At 57.6% G+C, this 15,159-nt stretch carries 12 protein-coding genes; all 12 read left to right on the plus strand.

The features are described from left to right. Window positions 1-282: 282 nt before the first annotated feature. The 12 genes from leuC (at window position 283) to QPL94_RS12295 (ending at window position 15,096) form a co-directional block, all read left to right on the plus strand. Window positions 283-1,701 (plus strand): 3-isopropylmalate dehydratase large subunit, encoded by a 1,419-nt coding sequence (gene leuC, locus QPL94_RS12240; RefSeq protein WP_285357639.1) that lies wholly within the window; start codon window positions 283-285, stop codon window positions 1,699-1,701. A gap of 17 nt (window positions 1,702-1,718) precedes the next feature. After that, window positions 1,719-2,366, plus strand: a complete 648-nt coding sequence (leuD, locus tag QPL94_RS12245) for a 3-isopropylmalate dehydratase small subunit (protein ID WP_285357640.1) — start codon at window positions 1,719-1,721, stop codon at window positions 2,364-2,366. A gap of 133 nt (window positions 2,367-2,499) precedes the next feature. Next, entirely contained in the window at window positions 2,500-3,573 is a 1,074-nt protein-coding gene (leuB, locus tag QPL94_RS12250) for a 3-isopropylmalate dehydrogenase (RefSeq protein ID WP_285357642.1), read from the plus strand. A gap of 119 nt (window positions 3,574-3,692) precedes the next feature. Further along, window positions 3,693-4,808, plus strand: coding sequence for an aspartate-semialdehyde dehydrogenase (asd, locus tag QPL94_RS12255; protein WP_285357643.1), 1,116 nt, complete (start codon window positions 3,693-3,695; stop codon window positions 4,806-4,808). Window positions 4,809-5,199: 391 nt separating this feature from the next. Continuing rightward, window positions 5,200-8,394, plus strand: a complete 3,195-nt coding sequence (locus tag QPL94_RS12260; RefSeq protein WP_285357644.1) for a FimV/HubP family polar landmark protein — start codon at window positions 5,200-5,202, stop codon at window positions 8,392-8,394. Between the two features lie 106 nt (window positions 8,395-8,500). Beyond that, window positions 8,501-9,397: a tRNA pseudouridine(38-40) synthase TruA gene (truA, locus tag QPL94_RS12265; RefSeq protein WP_285357646.1), complete on the plus strand. Its 897-nt coding sequence runs from the start codon at window positions 8,501-8,503 to the stop codon at window positions 9,395-9,397. Window positions 9,398-9,404: 7 nt separating this feature from the next. After that, the gene (locus QPL94_RS12270) at window positions 9,405-10,034 is read left to right on the plus strand and encodes a phosphoribosylanthranilate isomerase (RefSeq protein ID WP_285357648.1); all 630 of its coding nucleotides are present in this window, start codon (window positions 9,405-9,407) and stop codon (window positions 10,032-10,034) included. Further along, the gene (gene trpB, locus QPL94_RS12275; RefSeq protein WP_285357928.1) at window positions 10,027-11,235 is read left to right on the plus strand and encodes a tryptophan synthase subunit beta; all 1,209 of its coding nucleotides are present in this window, start codon (window positions 10,027-10,029) and stop codon (window positions 11,233-11,235) included. Before QPL94_RS12270 ends, trpB begins: the two co-directional genes overlap by 8 nt. Before the next feature lie 20 nt (window positions 11,236-11,255). Then, window positions 11,256-12,068 carry a tryptophan synthase subunit alpha gene (gene trpA, locus QPL94_RS12280; protein ID WP_137434551.1) on the plus strand — a complete coding sequence of 271 codons (813 nt, stop codon included), beginning with the start codon at window positions 11,256-11,258 and terminating at the stop codon, window positions 12,066-12,068. Between the two features lie 41 nt (window positions 12,069-12,109). Next, window positions 12,110-13,036: an acetyl-CoA carboxylase, carboxyltransferase subunit beta gene (gene accD / locus QPL94_RS12285; RefSeq protein WP_285357649.1), complete on the plus strand. Its 927-nt coding sequence runs from the start codon at window positions 12,110-12,112 to the stop codon at window positions 13,034-13,036. Next, the gene (gene folC, locus QPL94_RS12290; RefSeq protein ID WP_285357650.1) at window positions 13,020-14,336 is read left to right on the plus strand and encodes a bifunctional tetrahydrofolate synthase/dihydrofolate synthase; all 1,317 of its coding nucleotides are present in this window, start codon (window positions 13,020-13,022) and stop codon (window positions 14,334-14,336) included. The genes accD and folC overlap by 17 nt, the downstream gene beginning before the upstream one ends. A gap of 121 nt (window positions 14,337-14,457) precedes the next feature. Beyond that, window positions 14,458-15,096, plus strand: a complete 639-nt coding sequence (locus QPL94_RS12295; RefSeq protein ID WP_285357652.1) for an SPOR domain-containing protein — start codon at window positions 14,458-14,460, stop codon at window positions 15,094-15,096. Window positions 15,097-15,159 lie beyond the last annotated feature (63 nt).

The raw sequence follows: 15,159 nt of genomic DNA on the forward strand, positions 1-15,159 counted from the left end.
ACCTACGATGAATCGTTTGTTGCAGGCTCGAATAAGGTTCGAGAAGCATGGCGACAGGGGCCTCCCAAAACCGTGGAGCGCCAGGGACGGCGCGACCGAGCCCCCATGGATGGGTTCACGGCGTGTTTTGGGAGGTCCCTGTCGCCATGCGACCTTCACCAAGCCTAATATGCCGAACAGGAATGCACAACATAAAAAACATGAATTGAGGTTATCCAGCGGTAAGCGGTAAGATAGAACCATAGCGGTAAAACCAGAAACCCCCGGATAGTGAGAGAGAACATGGCGGGCAAGACCTTATACGACAAATTGTGGGACGACCATCTCGTCAAGCAGCGGGACGATGGCTCCGCATTGATCTACATTGATCGGCACCTGCTTCACGAAGTCACCTCACCACAGGCCTTTGAAGGGCTTCGCCTGGCTGGGCGTAAGCCCTGGCGGCTGGACGCCAACCTGGCAACGCCGGATCACAACGTGCCTACCACGGACCGTGCTCGCGGTGTGGAAGGCATCGTCGATCCGGTGTCACGCATCCAGGTGGAAACCCTGGACAAGAACTGCGACGAGTTCGGGATTCTTGAATTCAAGATCAAGGACCAGCGCCAGGGTATCGTGCATGTGATCGGGCCGGAGCAGGGCGCAACGCTTCCGGGTATGAGCATCGTGTGTGGCGATTCTCACACCTCTACCCATGGCGCCTTCGGCTGTCTGGCCCATGGTATTGGTACGTCCGAAGTCGAGCACGTGCTGGCGACCCAGTGCCTGGTACAGCAGAAGATGAAGAACATGCTGGTGAAGGTGAATGGCAAGCTCGGGCCTGGCGTGACTGGAAAGGACGTTGTACTGGCCATCATCGGCAAGATTGGTACTGCGGGTGGCACTGGCCACGCGATCGAGTTTGGTGGCGAGGCGATTCGTAACCTCTCCATGGAAGCCCGCATGACCATCTGCAACATGTCCATCGAGGCTGGCGCCCGGGTGGGTATGGTGGCAGTGGATCAGACCACTATCGACTACGTGAAGGATCGCCCTTTCGCTCCGAAGGGCGAGATGCGCGACAGGGCCATTGAATACTGGAAGACCCTTCACAGCGATGACGACGCCGTGTTCGACAAGGTGGTGGAGCTTGAAGGCTCCGAGATCATGCCGCAGGTGAGCTGGGGTACGTCTCCGGAAATGGTCGCCGGCGTAGGTGGCAACGTGCCGGACCCGGATGCGGAATCTGATCCCATCAAGCGGGAAGGTATTGTCCGCGCCCTCAAGTACATGGGCCTGAAACCCAATATGCCGATTACCGAGATCAAGCTGGACCGTGTGTTCATTGGTTCCTGCACCAACAGCCGCATCGAAGACCTTCGGGAGGCAGCGGCGGTGGTCAAAGGGCACAAGGTATCACCATCGCTCAAGCAGGCCATGGTTGTGCCGGGCTCCGGCCTGGTGAAGGTTCAGGCCGAGCAGGAAGGGCTGGACAAGATTTTTCTCGAAGCTGGTCTTGAGTGGCGTGACCCGGGCTGTTCCATGTGTCTGGCCATGAACGCCGACAAGCTCGGGCAGGGAGAGCATTGTGCATCCACCTCCAACCGCAACTTTGAGGGCCGTCAGGGCTTTGGTGGGCGTACGCACCTGGTGAGTCCGGCGATGGCGGCTGCAGCAGCGATCAATGGCCACTTTGTTGATGTCCGCAAGATGATGAACTGATCCACAGGAGAGACACCATGCGAGCGTTAAAGCAACACAAGGGCATCGTTGCCCCCATGGACCGATCCAATGTGGATACGGACATGATTATTCCCAAGCAGTTTCTGAAGTCCATCAAGCGCACTGGCTTCGGCCCCAACCTGTTTGATGAGTTGCGCTACCTGGACGAGGGCAAGCCGGACCAGGATTGTTCCCAGCGGCCGATAAACCCGGACTTCGTGCTTAACCAGGACCGCTACAGGAACGCCAGCGTACTGCTGGCCCGTCGCAACTTCGGCTGTGGCTCCAGCCGCGAACACGCGCCCTGGGCGCTGGAAGATTTCGGGTTCCGCGTTATCATAGCGCCCAGTTTTGCGGATATTTTCTACAATAACTGCTTTAAGAATGGGTTGTTACCTATTGTTCTGGATGAAGAAATTGTTGATCGACTTTTCCAGGAAGCAGAAGCTGAAGAAGGATATCAACTGGCCGTCGACCTGGAAGCAAAAACCGTTACCACGCCCTCCGGCGAGTCGTTCAGTTTCGAGGTGGATGATTTCCGCCGGCATTGTTTGTTGAATGGCCTGGACGACATTGGCGTAACGCTGGAGGATGCGGAGGTGATCAAGGCCTACGAAACATCGCGGCGGGAAACGGCGCCTTGGCTTTTCGGGGCGGGTGGTTGATCGGCGTTTGGTAAAGAATGAGCGAGTTTGTCGGATTACGCCTTCGGCTAATCCGACCTACATCGGATCGCGAACCGTAGGTCGGATTAGCGAAGCGTAATCCGACACTGTGAAAAATTTCAAAGGAAACAAAATGTCCCGAACTATCCTGCTGCTCCCGGGCGACGGCATTGGCCCGGAAATTGTTGCGGAAGCGGAAAAGATCCTGCACAAGGTCAACGAAACGTTTAGCCTGGATCTGCACTTCGAGACCGCTCTCGTTGGCGGTGCGGCAATCGATGAAACCGATACACCGCTCCCGGACGAAACCCTGGACAAGGCCCGCAAGGCAGACGCCATTTTGCTGGGTGCTGTTGGCGGCCCGCAGTGGGACAACCGCCCCATGGCCAGTCGCCCGGAAAAAGGGTTGCTGGGCCTGCGCTCCAATCTCGAGCTGTTTGCCAACTTGCGCCCCGCGATTCTGTATCCGCAGCTCGCCTCCGCGTCTTCGCTGAAACCGGAAGTGGTTTCCGGCCTGGACATCATGATCGTCCGTGAGCTGACCGGTGGCATCTACTTTGGCCAGCCACGGGGTGTTCGTGAACTGGAAAGTGGCGAGCGTCAGGGTTACAACACATACGCTTACACCGAATCGGAAATTCGTCGTATAGGCCGGGTAGCCTTTGAGGCCGCCCAGCAGCGGGGCAAGAAACTCTGTTCAGTGGACAAGGCGAATGTTCTGGAAGTCACTGTTCTGTGGCGGGAAATCATGGAAGATCTGCGTCGGGAATACCCGGATGTGGAGCTTTCCCATATGTACGTGGACAATGCCGCCATGCAGCTCGTCCGCGCGCCCAAACAGTTCGATGTGATTGTGACTGGCAACATGTTTGGTGATATTCTTTCGGACGAAGCGGCAATGCTGACAGGCTCCATCGGTATGCTGCCGTCTGCTTCCCTGAACTCCGAGAAGCAGGGTATGTATGAGCCCTGTCACGGTTCCGCGCCCGATATCGCGGGCAAGGGCATTGCCAATCCGCTGGCCACTATTCTCAGTGTCGCCATGATGTTGCGGTACAGTCTCGGTGAGGATAAAGCAGCCGGGGCAATTGAGGCGGCGGTCAGCAAGGTGCTGGATCAGGGCCTGAGAACGGCGGATATCATGTCTGCCGAAGGCCGGAAAGTGTCCACCTGTGAGATGGGTGATGCGGTTCTGGCGGCGCTCTGAGGCCGGTAATGTTTTGAGACCCGACGACAACGCGATGCTGTTGTCGCGGGATCATCCATCCTGTCCCTGCCAGCGATAAAGGCAGAGGGCGGGCATAAAACGAGGTTCAAAGGTCGCACATGAAGCGAGTTGGACTTATTGGCTGGCGCGGTATGGTGGGCTCTGTCCTCATGCAGCGCATGCGTGAAGAAAACGATTTTTCGGATATCGAACCGATCTTCTTTACTACGTCCCAGGCCGGCAAACCGGCTCCGGACGTAGGGAAAGAGGGGGTGCCTGCATTGCAGGATGCCTTCGATATCGACACCCTGAAAACCCTGGACGTGGTGGTGACCTGTCAGGGTGGCGATTACACCGGTGCGGTGTACCAGAAACTCCGGGATGCCGGATGGCAGGGCTACTGGATTGATGCGGCCTCCACGCTGCGGATGGTTGATCACTCCGTCATTGTGCTCGATCCGGTCAATCGCAATGTGATTGACGACGCACTGGCCAAGGGCGTGAAAGACTACGTCGGTGGCAACTGCACCGTCAGCCTGATGATGCTGGCCCTTGGTGGCTTGCTGGAGCAGGACCTCATCGAGTGGGTGTCGCCCATGACATACCAGGCTGCTTCAGGCTCAGGCGCGCAGAACATGCGTGAGCTGCTGAACCAGATGGGTGAGCTCAAGGAGGCCGTGGGCAGCGAGTTGGCAGATCCTTCATCCGCCATTCTCGAGATTGACCGCAAGGTCACCGACACCATGCGCTCTGACGGTTTCCCCACTGAGCACTTTGAAGTACCACTGGCAGGCAGCCTGATTCCGTTTATCGACAAGCAGCTTGATAACGGCATGAGCAAGGAAGAATGGAAAGCTGGCGTTGAGACCAACAAGATTCTTGGTCGCAGCGATAATCCTATTCCCATCGATGGCATCTGTGTCCGTATCGGTGCCATGCGCTCCCATAGTCAGGCGCTGACTATCAAGTTGAAGAAGGATCTGCCGATATCCGAAATAGAGTCGATTCTGGCGAAAGCCAACGACTGGGTAAAGGTGGTTCCCAACGAGCGTGATGCCACCATCCGGGAACTCACGCCTGCGAAGGTAACCGGAACCCTGAGCGTTCCGATCGGTCGCATCCGCAAACTTGCCATGGGGCCGGAGTATATCTCTGCGTTCACGGTAGGTGACCAGTTGCTGTGGGGTGCGGCTGAACCGCTGCGCCGGATGCTCCGCATCCTTCAGGAGAAGTAGCGCGGTCCCGCAGCGGGCAAGATTATGCCAACTGTGTCCGGTTTCAGGGAACCGGTCAGGGGCGGAGGCTGAAATACGCCTCCGCCCCTGTTATTTTCGGAAGCGTTTTGTAAATGTTCCGGCCCGTATAGGCTCGGAAGGGCAGGTTTTTGGCTGTTGGAGTTACCGGATCATCGTTTGGTAACAATATGTTACCAAGTATTTGTGAAAAAATGGTACAAGGTCTGCAGCTGCATGATTGATAAAAGAGGTATTATCAACAATACTTGCGCAACTGAATATTAAAAACATTACATAATAACGATAGTAATCAAGACGGAAGTCATCCAACCTCGTCCGATATCTGTTCCCAGGAACAGTAACGAATAACGGAGACTGGTAAGGAAAAAGCATGAAGGTACGCAAGCTTGCGGTTGCTCTGGCTCTGGCGGGAGGGCTCGGTTCCGGCGTCGCACAGGCCCTGGGTCTGGGAGAGATTGAATTACAGTCCTATCTGAATGAGCCTCTGGACGCAGAGATCAATCTGCGTAAAAGCGAGGGAGTGGACCCCGGTGATGTGTTTGTAAACATCGCTCCCGAGTCAGCCTATGACAGGGTTGGTATCGACCGGAACTATTTCCTTACCAAACTCGATTTCCGGGTGACAACGGCCAGAGATGGCAGCCTGGTGGTCAACGTATCGTCCAGGGAGCCCTTGCGGGAGCCCTACCTCAACTTCCTGCTGGAAGTGACCTGGCCAAACGGCCGGCTGATGCGTGAATACGCCGTGTTGGTGGATCCTCCGGTTTACGCCGAGGAGTCAGGGGTACAGGAGCAGATTTCCGCACCTGCCACTCGACAGGCATCGCAGCCGTCACAACGACAGGCCCAGCCACGGGCCCAGGCGAGGTCGCAGGAACCACAACGCTCTACTTCACAGCGTTCTCGTACCTTTGGCCCCACTGGTCCGTCGGATACCCTGTGGAACATCGCGGTCAGCGTTCGCCCGGACAGCAGCCTTTCCACACAGCAGGTAATGCTGGCGTTGCAGGATCTTAATCCGGATGCCTTCATCGGTGGCAATATCAACCGCCTCAAGCGCGGTGAAGTTCTGCGTGTGCCTTCCATCGAAGATATCCGCAGCCGTTCCCGTGACGAGGCCACCAGGCAGGTCGCATTGCAGAACGAGGCATTCTCCAGCCCCGAGCGTACGGTAGACGCTACTGATACCCAGGTAGCGTCCGGGCAGGATACCCAGGGGGCAACTGGCGGTGATGAACTGAGATTGCTTGCCAGTGATGACAGCGGTTCTCGCGATGCAGACGAAGGTGGTTCAGCAGGTGGGGATGGCAATACTGCAGGTGGTGTTGATGCTGGCTCCGCCGTTGCGATGGAAGAGCTTGAAAGTGCCCGCCGCGAGAACGATGAACTCACTGGACGTGTCGATGACCTGCAGGAGCAGGTAGAGACGCTCCAGCGGTTGCTTGAACTCAAGAACACCCAGCTTGCGGAGATTCAACAGGCGGACGCTGAGGGAAGCGAAGAGCAACCCGTCGATGCGCCGGATGACGAAACCCTTGCCGATCAGGTAGCGGAAGACGGCGTTGAAGCCGAAGGTGATTCCGAAGCGGATCTCGCGGAAGCGGAACCTGATCAGGCCGATACCGCTGAAACCGATGCCGTTGACGCTGATGAAATGGCTGATGACCAGGTAGCTGCTGCTGATGACGACGAGGCAGAGCCGTCGGCAATGGGTGAAGAGCCTTCAGCATCGGACGGCGAGCCTTCAGCAATGGATGAAGACAGTGGCATGGAGGATGAAGACCTTGCCGCAACCGGGTCCGATGATGCTACCGCAGATGACGAACGCGACGAAGAGGCTGCAGTTGCAGCACCGTCATCACAGCAGCCAGGCCAGCAGCCCACTACGCCGCCGGCGCAGCCTGACCAGGGCTTCCCGGGCAATATCATCAGCGCCATTACCAACAATACCCTTTACCAGGTTGCGTTGGGCGGTGGTCTGATTCTTCTGCTGCTGCTGTTACTGCTTCTGGCCCGTCGCAATGCCAATCGCGAAAAAGAGTTCTACGATCAGCTAAACGGCGATGCCGACAGTGACACTGACACCTTCGACCTGACACTGGACGACGAGGAAGGCGCGGAGAGTCCGGAAGGCGATCCATTGGCAGAAGCGGACACCTACATTGCCTATGGCAGAATGGACCAGGCTGCCCAGTCCCTTGAAACCGCCATTTCGCGCGAGCCAAGCCGCACAGATCTCCGGCTGAAGCTTTTGGGGGTCTATGCCGATACACAGGACCGGGCATCGTTCGAGAAGCAGCTCGGCGAAGTTGAGGCACTGGATGACGATGAGGCTATTGCCGAAGCCCATGATATGCGGTCGCGCCTTGAAGAAGCCGAGTCAATGCCGAGCATTGATGACCTTGAGTCACAGCTGAGGTCCGATTCGTACGGTACTGAGGCCTCCGTGGACAAGGCGGATGACACCGCTGAGGACGGCCTTTCTGATGAATTCGCTTCTGATCGCTACGAATCCCGTCCAGGCGAAGAGGAAGAAGATGAGTTTGGCAGTCTGGAAACGGACTTTTCCGAACTGGATCTTGATGAGCAGGAAGAAGCGCGCACTGACAGGGAATCCGGTCCGGATGACATGATTGAATACGACCTCTCCGGTGTGGAGTCTTCCACAGATGAAAAGGATGAACTGACGGAGCAGGGCGCCAGCGAGTCCGAGGCTGATGACCTGGCTGACAACTCTTTCGATTTCACCCTGGAGGATGAGTCCACCGACGAGGCGGCGAAGGCAGACGATGAAGAAGATCTGAGCTTTGAGCTCGATGACGTTGATGCTGATGCCGACGAATTCGCCTCACTGGAGCTCGATGAAGAAGAGCTGGAACCCTCCGGGTCTGAGCCTGAGCCTGAGACTGCGGAAGCTGAGGAAAGCAAGCCAGAAGAGGATGACTTGCAGGAAGGCGATCTCGATTCGCTGGACGAGTCATTCCTTGATGAGCTGGATGCAGAACTGGACAAGGTTGCCGGAGATGAGGGTGCATCTGGCGACAGCGATGAAAATGAGCTGGATGATCTGGAGCTCGATGTTTCTGACGAGGACCTTGCTTTGATGGAAGAGTTCGCAGACTCCGGCGATAGTGCAGGTACAGATGGTACTGACGTGGAAAACGACGCTGCACCACTCGACGAGGAACTGGGGCTTGAAGACGCGCTGAGCGGCGAAGAGCCCGCAGACCCGGAAGAGACTGTTGCCGGTGCCGAAGCTGTTGAAGAAGAGCTGCCGGAACTTGGCGCAGATGCAGAAAGTGACGAGGCGAACGAAGAGCCTCCCGTTGCCTCTACGGCGACTGCGTCAAAATCAGCTGACATCGATGAGTCCGATCTGGGCGACGACGATGACTTTGACTTCCTGTCGGGCACCGATGAGGCGTCAACCAAGCTGGATCTGGCCAGGGCCTATGTTGAGATGGGCGATGTGGACGGAGCCCGGGATATCCTGGAGGAAGTTGCTCTGGAGGGAAATGAGGAGCAGAAAGCGGAAGCGCAGGATCTCCTTAAAAATCTGTCCTGATTCGCTATAATCAGGGAAGGAAGCGCAAAACGCCGGCTACCGGGCCAAGCCTGGACCAAATGCCGGCGTTTTGCTTTGTCATCAGCACCGAATTCCGGACGACTCATTGTTTCTTACACCGCAACCACTGACCACCGATAGCTCCATCGGGGCGGGGCGTGTAGCGCTCGCTTTCGAGTATGACGGCCGGGGATTCCACGGCTGGCAGTATCAGAAGTCCGGTGTCCGCTCGGTTCAGGGCGAGTTGACACATGCCGTATCAAAAGTGGCGGACCACCCGGTTGAACTGGTCTGCGCGGGCCGCACCGACGCTGGTGTCCATGCCAGTTACCAGATTGCCCATTTCGAAACGCCCTCGGTACGTAATCCCCGCTCGTGGGTAATGGGTATCAACACCTCCCTGCCTTCGGATATTGCCGTGCACTGGGCCGGCAATGGTGTGGGGGACTTCCATGCCCGTTTCTCGGCAACGTACCGGCGTTACCGGTACGTGATTTATAATCACCCGGTACGGCCGGGCATCCTCAGTGGTCAGGTCAGCTGGACCTTCCGGCCACTGGATGCCGGCGTGATGAATCAGGCGGCCCAGTTCCTGAGAGGGGAGCACGATTTCTCGTCATTTCGTGCCGCCGGTTGCCAGTCCAGATCGCCCATCCGGTTTCTTGAGGCCATCAACGTAACCCGAAAGGGAGAATTCGTCGTAATTGATGTGCAGGCCAATGCATTTCTACACCACATGGTCCGTAATATCGCCGGCGCACTGATGGCCGTTGGTAGCGGGCAGCAGCAGCCGGAATGGATTCGTGAGATACTTGAGAGCAGGGACAGGACCGTTGCGGGCGTGACTGCGCCACCCCATGGATTGTACCTGGTGGATGTGGGGTACCCAGCCGGATTCCCGATTCCCGCGGCACAATGTGGGCCAGGCTTTGTGGCGCCCTGGTTCAGCGACGCCGACAACAGACCGCGCCCCCCGACTCACATACATCGAAAGCAGCGATAACAGCCCTATGAAAACCCGAGTCAAAATCTGCGGGATTACCCGGAAACAGGACGTTGTAAATGCGACAAGGGCCGGTGCGGACGCTCTGGGGTTTGTGTTCTACGAGTCCAGCCCCAGATACGTGGCGCCAACCGCTGCCAAAGCGCTTGTCCGTGCGTTGCCGCCGTTTGTATCGGCAACAGGGCTGTTCGTTAATCCGGACGCGGAGTTTGTGAGGGAAGTTCTGTCACAGGTGCCTCTGGACATGCTGCAGTTTCATGGCGACGAATCCCCGGAGTTCTGCAACAGTTTCGGTGTGCGCTGGATCAAGGCGGTACGGGTACGGCAAAGCTCGGACATTGAAAATGCCTACCGGGATTACGGCAATGCCAGCGGGTTGCTGGTTGACGCCTGGGACCCGGATAAATACGGCGGAACAGGGCAGGCCTTCAACTGGTCACTGATTCCGGAGGCCCGCCCGTTGCCGCTGATATTGGCCGGCGGCCTGGCTTCTGATAACGTATTCCGCGCTGTCGCGGAGGTTCGGCCCTGGGCGGTTGATGTCAGTGGTGGTGTAGAGAGCAGCAAAGGCATCAAAGACGTTCAAAAAATCACTGATTTTATAAACGAGGTTCACCGTGTCGATGAAACTGACTGAAGAAATGCTCAAGGCGCTTCCGGATGCACGGGGCCATTTCGGTGCCTACGGCGGTAGATTTGTGTCCGAAACGCTGTTTGATTCGCTGCTGACCCTTGAGCGCGAGTATAAGAGGCTCAAGGACGATCCGGAGTTTCAGGCCGAATTCGACAGGGACCTGGCGCACTATGTGGGCCGTCCCAGCCCGCTGTACTTTGCCGAGCGGCTGACCCGGGAAACCGGTGGCGCCCAGATCTGGCTCAAGCGCGAAGACCTCAATCATACCGGCGCCCATAAGGTAAACAACACCATAGGCCAGGCACTTCTGGCCCGCTTCCTGGGCAAGAAGCGTGTCATCGCCGAAACCGGTGCTGGCCAACACGGTGTGGCTACCGCTACCGTCTGTGCCCGTCTGGGGCTTGAATGCCACGTGTTCATGGGTGAAGAAGACATCCGGCGGCAGTCTCCGAACGTTTACCGGATGAAGCTGTTGGGCGCCGAGGTCCATTCGGTTACCAGTGGCACCCGCACCCTGAAAGACGCCATGAACGACGCAATGCGGGACTGGGTCGCGAACGTTGACGATACCTTCTACATTATCGGCACCGTGGCCGGGCCCCATCCTTATCCTCTGCTGGTCCGTGACTTCCAGTCGGTAATTGGTCGCGAAACCCGCCAGCAGTCTCTGGACCGGACCGGCAAGCTGCCAGACGCTCTGGTCGCCTGTGTCGGCGGCGGATCCAACGCGATTGGTATGTTCTATCCGTTCCTGACCGACGAAAGTGTGGAGCTGTATGGTGTGGAGGCAGGAGGTCTTGGTATCGACACCGGCCAGCACGCTGCACCGCTCACTGCCGGTCGTCCGGGCGTGCTGCACGGCAACCGAACTTACCTGATGGAAGATGAGAACGGCCAGATTGCCGGAACACACTCGGTCAGCGCCGGTCTGGATTACCCGGGTGTGGGGCCGGAGCATAGCTGGCTCAAGGATATTGGTCGTGCACACTATGTGTCGGTGACCGACGACGAGGCTCTGGACGGCTTCCGCAAGCTGACCCGCGTTGAGGGCATCATGCCGGCGCTGGAAACGGCCCATGCCGTTGCGTACGCGATCAAGCTTGCCGCCTCCATGGATAAAGACAAGATGGTGGTGATTAATATTTCCGGGCGCGGCGACAAGGATATGCAGACCATCGCCGAGATAGATGGTATCGAGGTTTAAGCTACAGCAAAGGAGCTGGCATGAGTCGAATCGAAGGGGTTCTGAAATCCCTGAAAGGGCAGGGTCGCAAGGCGCTGATTCCCTACATTACCGCCGGTGATCCACACCCGGATCAGACCGTTGATCTGATGCACACGCTGGTGGACGCGGGCGCGGATATTATCGAGCTGGGCGTGCCCTTCTCGGACCCCATGGCAGATGGCCCGGTGATCCAGCGGGCCTGTGAGCGGGCGCTCAAACACGGCACTTCCCTGCGCCAGGTGTTGGCGATGGTGAAAACGTTCCGTGAGAAAGACGATGCGACCCCCGTTGTGTTGATGGGCTATCTCAATCCCATGGAAGCCATGGGGCAGGAAAAATTTGCTGATGCCGCCGTTGATGCCGGTGTGGACGGCATCCTCACGGTGGACCTGCCGCCGGAAGAAGCGGACGAGGTGGCGCCGTTGTTCACTGCCCGCAACCTGGATGCGATATTTCTGCTGGCGCCGACCACCACCGATGACCGGATTCGTGCAATCAGTGAGCACAGTTCCGGCTATGTGTACTATGTTTCATTTAAGGGCGTAACCGGAGCTGGCAAAATTGATGTGGATGAAGTGGCCGCCAAGGTCGCTCACATTCACGAACTGACCGCTCTTCCGGTTGCTGTCGGCTTTGGTATTCGTGACGCAGCTACTGCCTCCGCTGTCGGACGGGTATCCGATGGTGTAATTGTCGGCAGTGTGCTGGTGGATACAATAGCCCGGAATCAGGCAGATCCTGATCAGCTCAAGCGGGCGTTGACAGATCTGCTTCACCCGATGCGCGAAGCACTGGACAGCCTGGCCTCCTGACAGACAGGTATCCGGCAGGCAACAAAGGACAGGATGAGACCATGAGTAACTGGCTGGACAAGATCATGCCGAGCAAGATTCGCTCGGAATCCAAGCAACGGACCGGGGTTCCCGAAGGCCTCTGGAAGAAATGCCCGAAATGCGGCGCCTTTCTCTACAAGCCGGAACTCGACAAGAACCTGGATGTTTGTCCCAAATGTCAGCACCACTTGCGGGTAACGGCCCGTCGGCGCCTGGATATCTTTCTGGACAAGGAAGGCCGCCAGGAAATTGCGGCTGACCTGGAGCCGTGGGATCGCCTTAAGTTCAAGGACAGCAAACGTTACAAGGACAGGCTGACCCAGAACCAGAAGGCCACCGGTGAAAAAGACGCACTGGTCGCCATGCGCGGTACCTGCCTGGAGACACCATTGGTTGCGGTGGCCTTCGAGTTCAATTTCATGGGCGGCTCCATGGGCCAGGTTGTGGGCGAGAAGTTTGTCCAGGCGGCCAACGTATGCCTGGAAGAACGGATTCCCCTGGTGTGTTTCTCGGCCAGTGGTGGCGCGCGAATGCAGGAGGCCATCCTGTCGCTGATGCAGATGTCCAAGACCGCTGCGGCGCTTGAGCGCATGAAGCAGGAAGGCATTCCCTACATCTCCGTGATGACGGACCCGGTGTTTGGTGGTGTTTCCGCCAGCCTGGCCATGCTGGGCGACCTCAACATCGCCGAGCCCTACGCATTGATCGGGTTTGCCGGCCCCCGTGTTATCGAGCAGACGGTTCGCGAAAAGCTACCCGAGGGCTTCCAGCGCAGTGAATTCCTGCTGGACCATGGCGCGATCGACATGATCCTGCACCGTCACCATATGCGCGAACGCATTGCAGCGCTGCTGGCCAAGTTTGCCGGTATGGACAAGCCTGCCACGGAAGCACCGATCGAGTTTGAAGTATCGGAGCGACCGGAAAACGATGTCCCCGCAGAATGATTCCGTCGCCCGGCATTCGAACGTGCCGGGCGACGGAGCCACACTTGAGCAGTGGCTCGGTTATCTCGAATCCATCCATCCTTCCGAAATTGACCTTGGCCTTGACCGGGTTCTCCTGGTCTTGCGGCGACTGTTCCGTCGCAATCCGTCGGCGCGAATCATTACTGTCGGTGGCACCAACGGCAAGGGCAGTGCCGTTGTAGCGATCGAACAACTGTTGATCAGGGCTGGCCGTTCGACCGGCGCCTACACCTCTCCGCACCTGCAGCATTACAATGAGCGAGTCCGGATCAACGGTTCGAATGTCACCGATGACAGTCTGGTTCGTGCTTTTGAGCGGGTTGAGTCGGCCCGCGGCAACACCACGCTGACCTACTTCGAGTTTGGCACTCTGGCTGCCTTTGTCTTGTTCGAGGAAGCCGGCGTGGAAGACTGGGTTCTCGAGGTAGGGCTTGGGGGCCGGCTGGATGCGGTGAACGTGCTGGATCCGGACCTGGCGATCATTACCTCGGTGGATATTGATCACGTATCGTTTCTCGGGGATAACCGTGAGGTTATTGGCTTCGAGAAGGCGGGGATACTGCGCCCTGGAATCAATGCCATCTATGGGGATACAGATCCTCCTGCGTCCGTGCTTCAGCAGGCGTCGGCCCAGAAAGTTCACCTTGAACGCCCGGGTGAGACCTATCAGCTGGTACCGACGAAGAACGACGGGCAGGCAGCGAACGTATTCATCCTCAAGCAGGCGCGTTATGGTGACGAGGTAAGGCTTCCCGATACCGGGCTTCCTGTCCATAGCCTGGCAGCTGCCGTTGTTGCTATACGTCAGCTCGAGCCTGGCCTGGAACTGGCGGCTATTGAACAGTTGCTTGCCGGGCTTGCGCTGCCGGGACGTTACGAAGTTTTGAATGCCTCTCCCCGGGTCATTGCGGATGTCGGCCATAACCCTCATGCCGCTGACTGGCTGGCCAACCGAATCGGTCGCCAGCGAAAGGCTGACGGGCGTGTTATCGCCATCTATGGAGCCCTGGCCGACAAGGACGTGGAAGGCGTTGGCCGGGCAATGAGCCGGGTTGTCGATCAGTGGTATCTTGCCGGGCTGGAGGTTCCCCGCGGCCTGGGTTGCCAGGAACTGGCAGCACGCTTGACGGGAATCATCGGCGAGGCCTCGCTGGCGCTGTCGTCATCGGTCGGGGAGGCTCTGGAAAACGCCCTGGCGGAAGCAACTCAGGATGACCTGGTCATTGTGTTCGGATCGTTCTTTACCGTTGCGGCTGCCCGTGACGCTCTGGGAAAATGACCCATCTTAAATATCCGTCATGCCTGCCATGAGGCTTTGAGTTCTCAACAGGTGGCGGTTACTATCGGGCACAGTATTGGTCAATGTTGGCGAGTCGTGAATTAACAGGGGATTGCGTAACGTGGATGGACTGAAGCAAAGAATCATCGGGGCGCTCGTGCTGGTGTCTCTTGCCGTTATCTTTGTGCCGATGATGTTTGATGAACCACACTCCGAACGTGAATCCACTTCCATCAAAATTCCCGAGGAGCCACCGTTCCCCGAAGTTGAAGCGCCGGAACCAGAGGTTGCCGAAGCACCTGCCTACCGTCTTGAAGAATCCGGTAATGGCGATCAGCAGCCTGCAGTGGAAGAGCCTGCCTTTGGAGATTCGCCGCAGGCGGTGTCAGAGGTGGAAGCGCCAGAGCCAGAGCCTGCCCCCACCGTTGAAGAGCCTGAAGTATCGCAACAGGAAGCCCGCGAGCCGGAAACGCAAGAACCTGTCAGGGAGGAGGATGCTGCCGAGTTTACCCGGTCTCTGGAAGGCGCCTGGGTGGTGCAACTGGGCAGTTTTGGCAGCGCTGATAACGCCAGGAACCTTCGGAACAAGGTGCGTGACAAGGGCTACAACTCCCACCTTCAGGAAGTAACCCGTGGCGATGCCGAGCTTACCCGGGTTTTCAGTGGACCGTTTGCTGAAAAAGCGGAAGCCGAAAAAGCCAAGCAGGTCCTCGACAAAGCCTTCGGCCTCAACAGCCTGGTAACGTCAGGCGACAAATAGAGCGTCGGGCTGCCTCAGTATTGCGTAATGGACGGTTTGGTCAGGTGACGTTTCCTGATAGAA

The organism is Marinobacter sp. SS13-12 (genome assembly GCF_030227115.1).
GTDB lineage: Bacteria > Pseudomonadota > Gammaproteobacteria > Pseudomonadales > Oleiphilaceae > Marinobacter.

Bases quoted from the DNA above. Each gene is read 5' to 3' on its own strand.
- trpA (WP_137434551.1), top strand. From the start codon at position 11,256: ATGAGTCGAATCGAAGGGGTTCTGAAATCCCTGAAAGGGCAGGGTCGC.
- folC (WP_285357650.1), top strand. From the start codon at position 13,020: ATGTCCCCGCAGAATGATTCCGTCGCCCGGCATTCGAACGTGCCGGGC.
- leuC (WP_285357639.1), top strand. From the start codon at position 283: ATGGCGGGCAAGACCTTATACGACAAATTGTGGGACGACCATCTCGTC.
- leuB (WP_285357642.1), top strand. From the start codon at position 2,500: ATGTCCCGAACTATCCTGCTGCTCCCGGGCGACGGCATTGGCCCGGAA.
- QPL94_RS12270 (WP_285357648.1), top strand. From the start codon at position 9,405: ATGAAAACCCGAGTCAAAATCTGCGGGATTACCCGGAAACAGGACGTT.
- asd (WP_285357643.1), top strand. From the start codon at position 3,693: ATGAAGCGAGTTGGACTTATTGGCTGGCGCGGTATGGTGGGCTCTGTC.
- leuD (WP_285357640.1), top strand. From the start codon at position 1,719: ATGCGAGCGTTAAAGCAACACAAGGGCATCGTTGCCCCCATGGACCGA.
- accD (WP_285357649.1), top strand. From the start codon at position 12,110: ATGAGTAACTGGCTGGACAAGATCATGCCGAGCAAGATTCGCTCGGAA.
- QPL94_RS12260 (WP_285357644.1), top strand. From the start codon at position 5,200: ATGAAGGTACGCAAGCTTGCGGTTGCTCTGGCTCTGGCGGGAGGGCTC.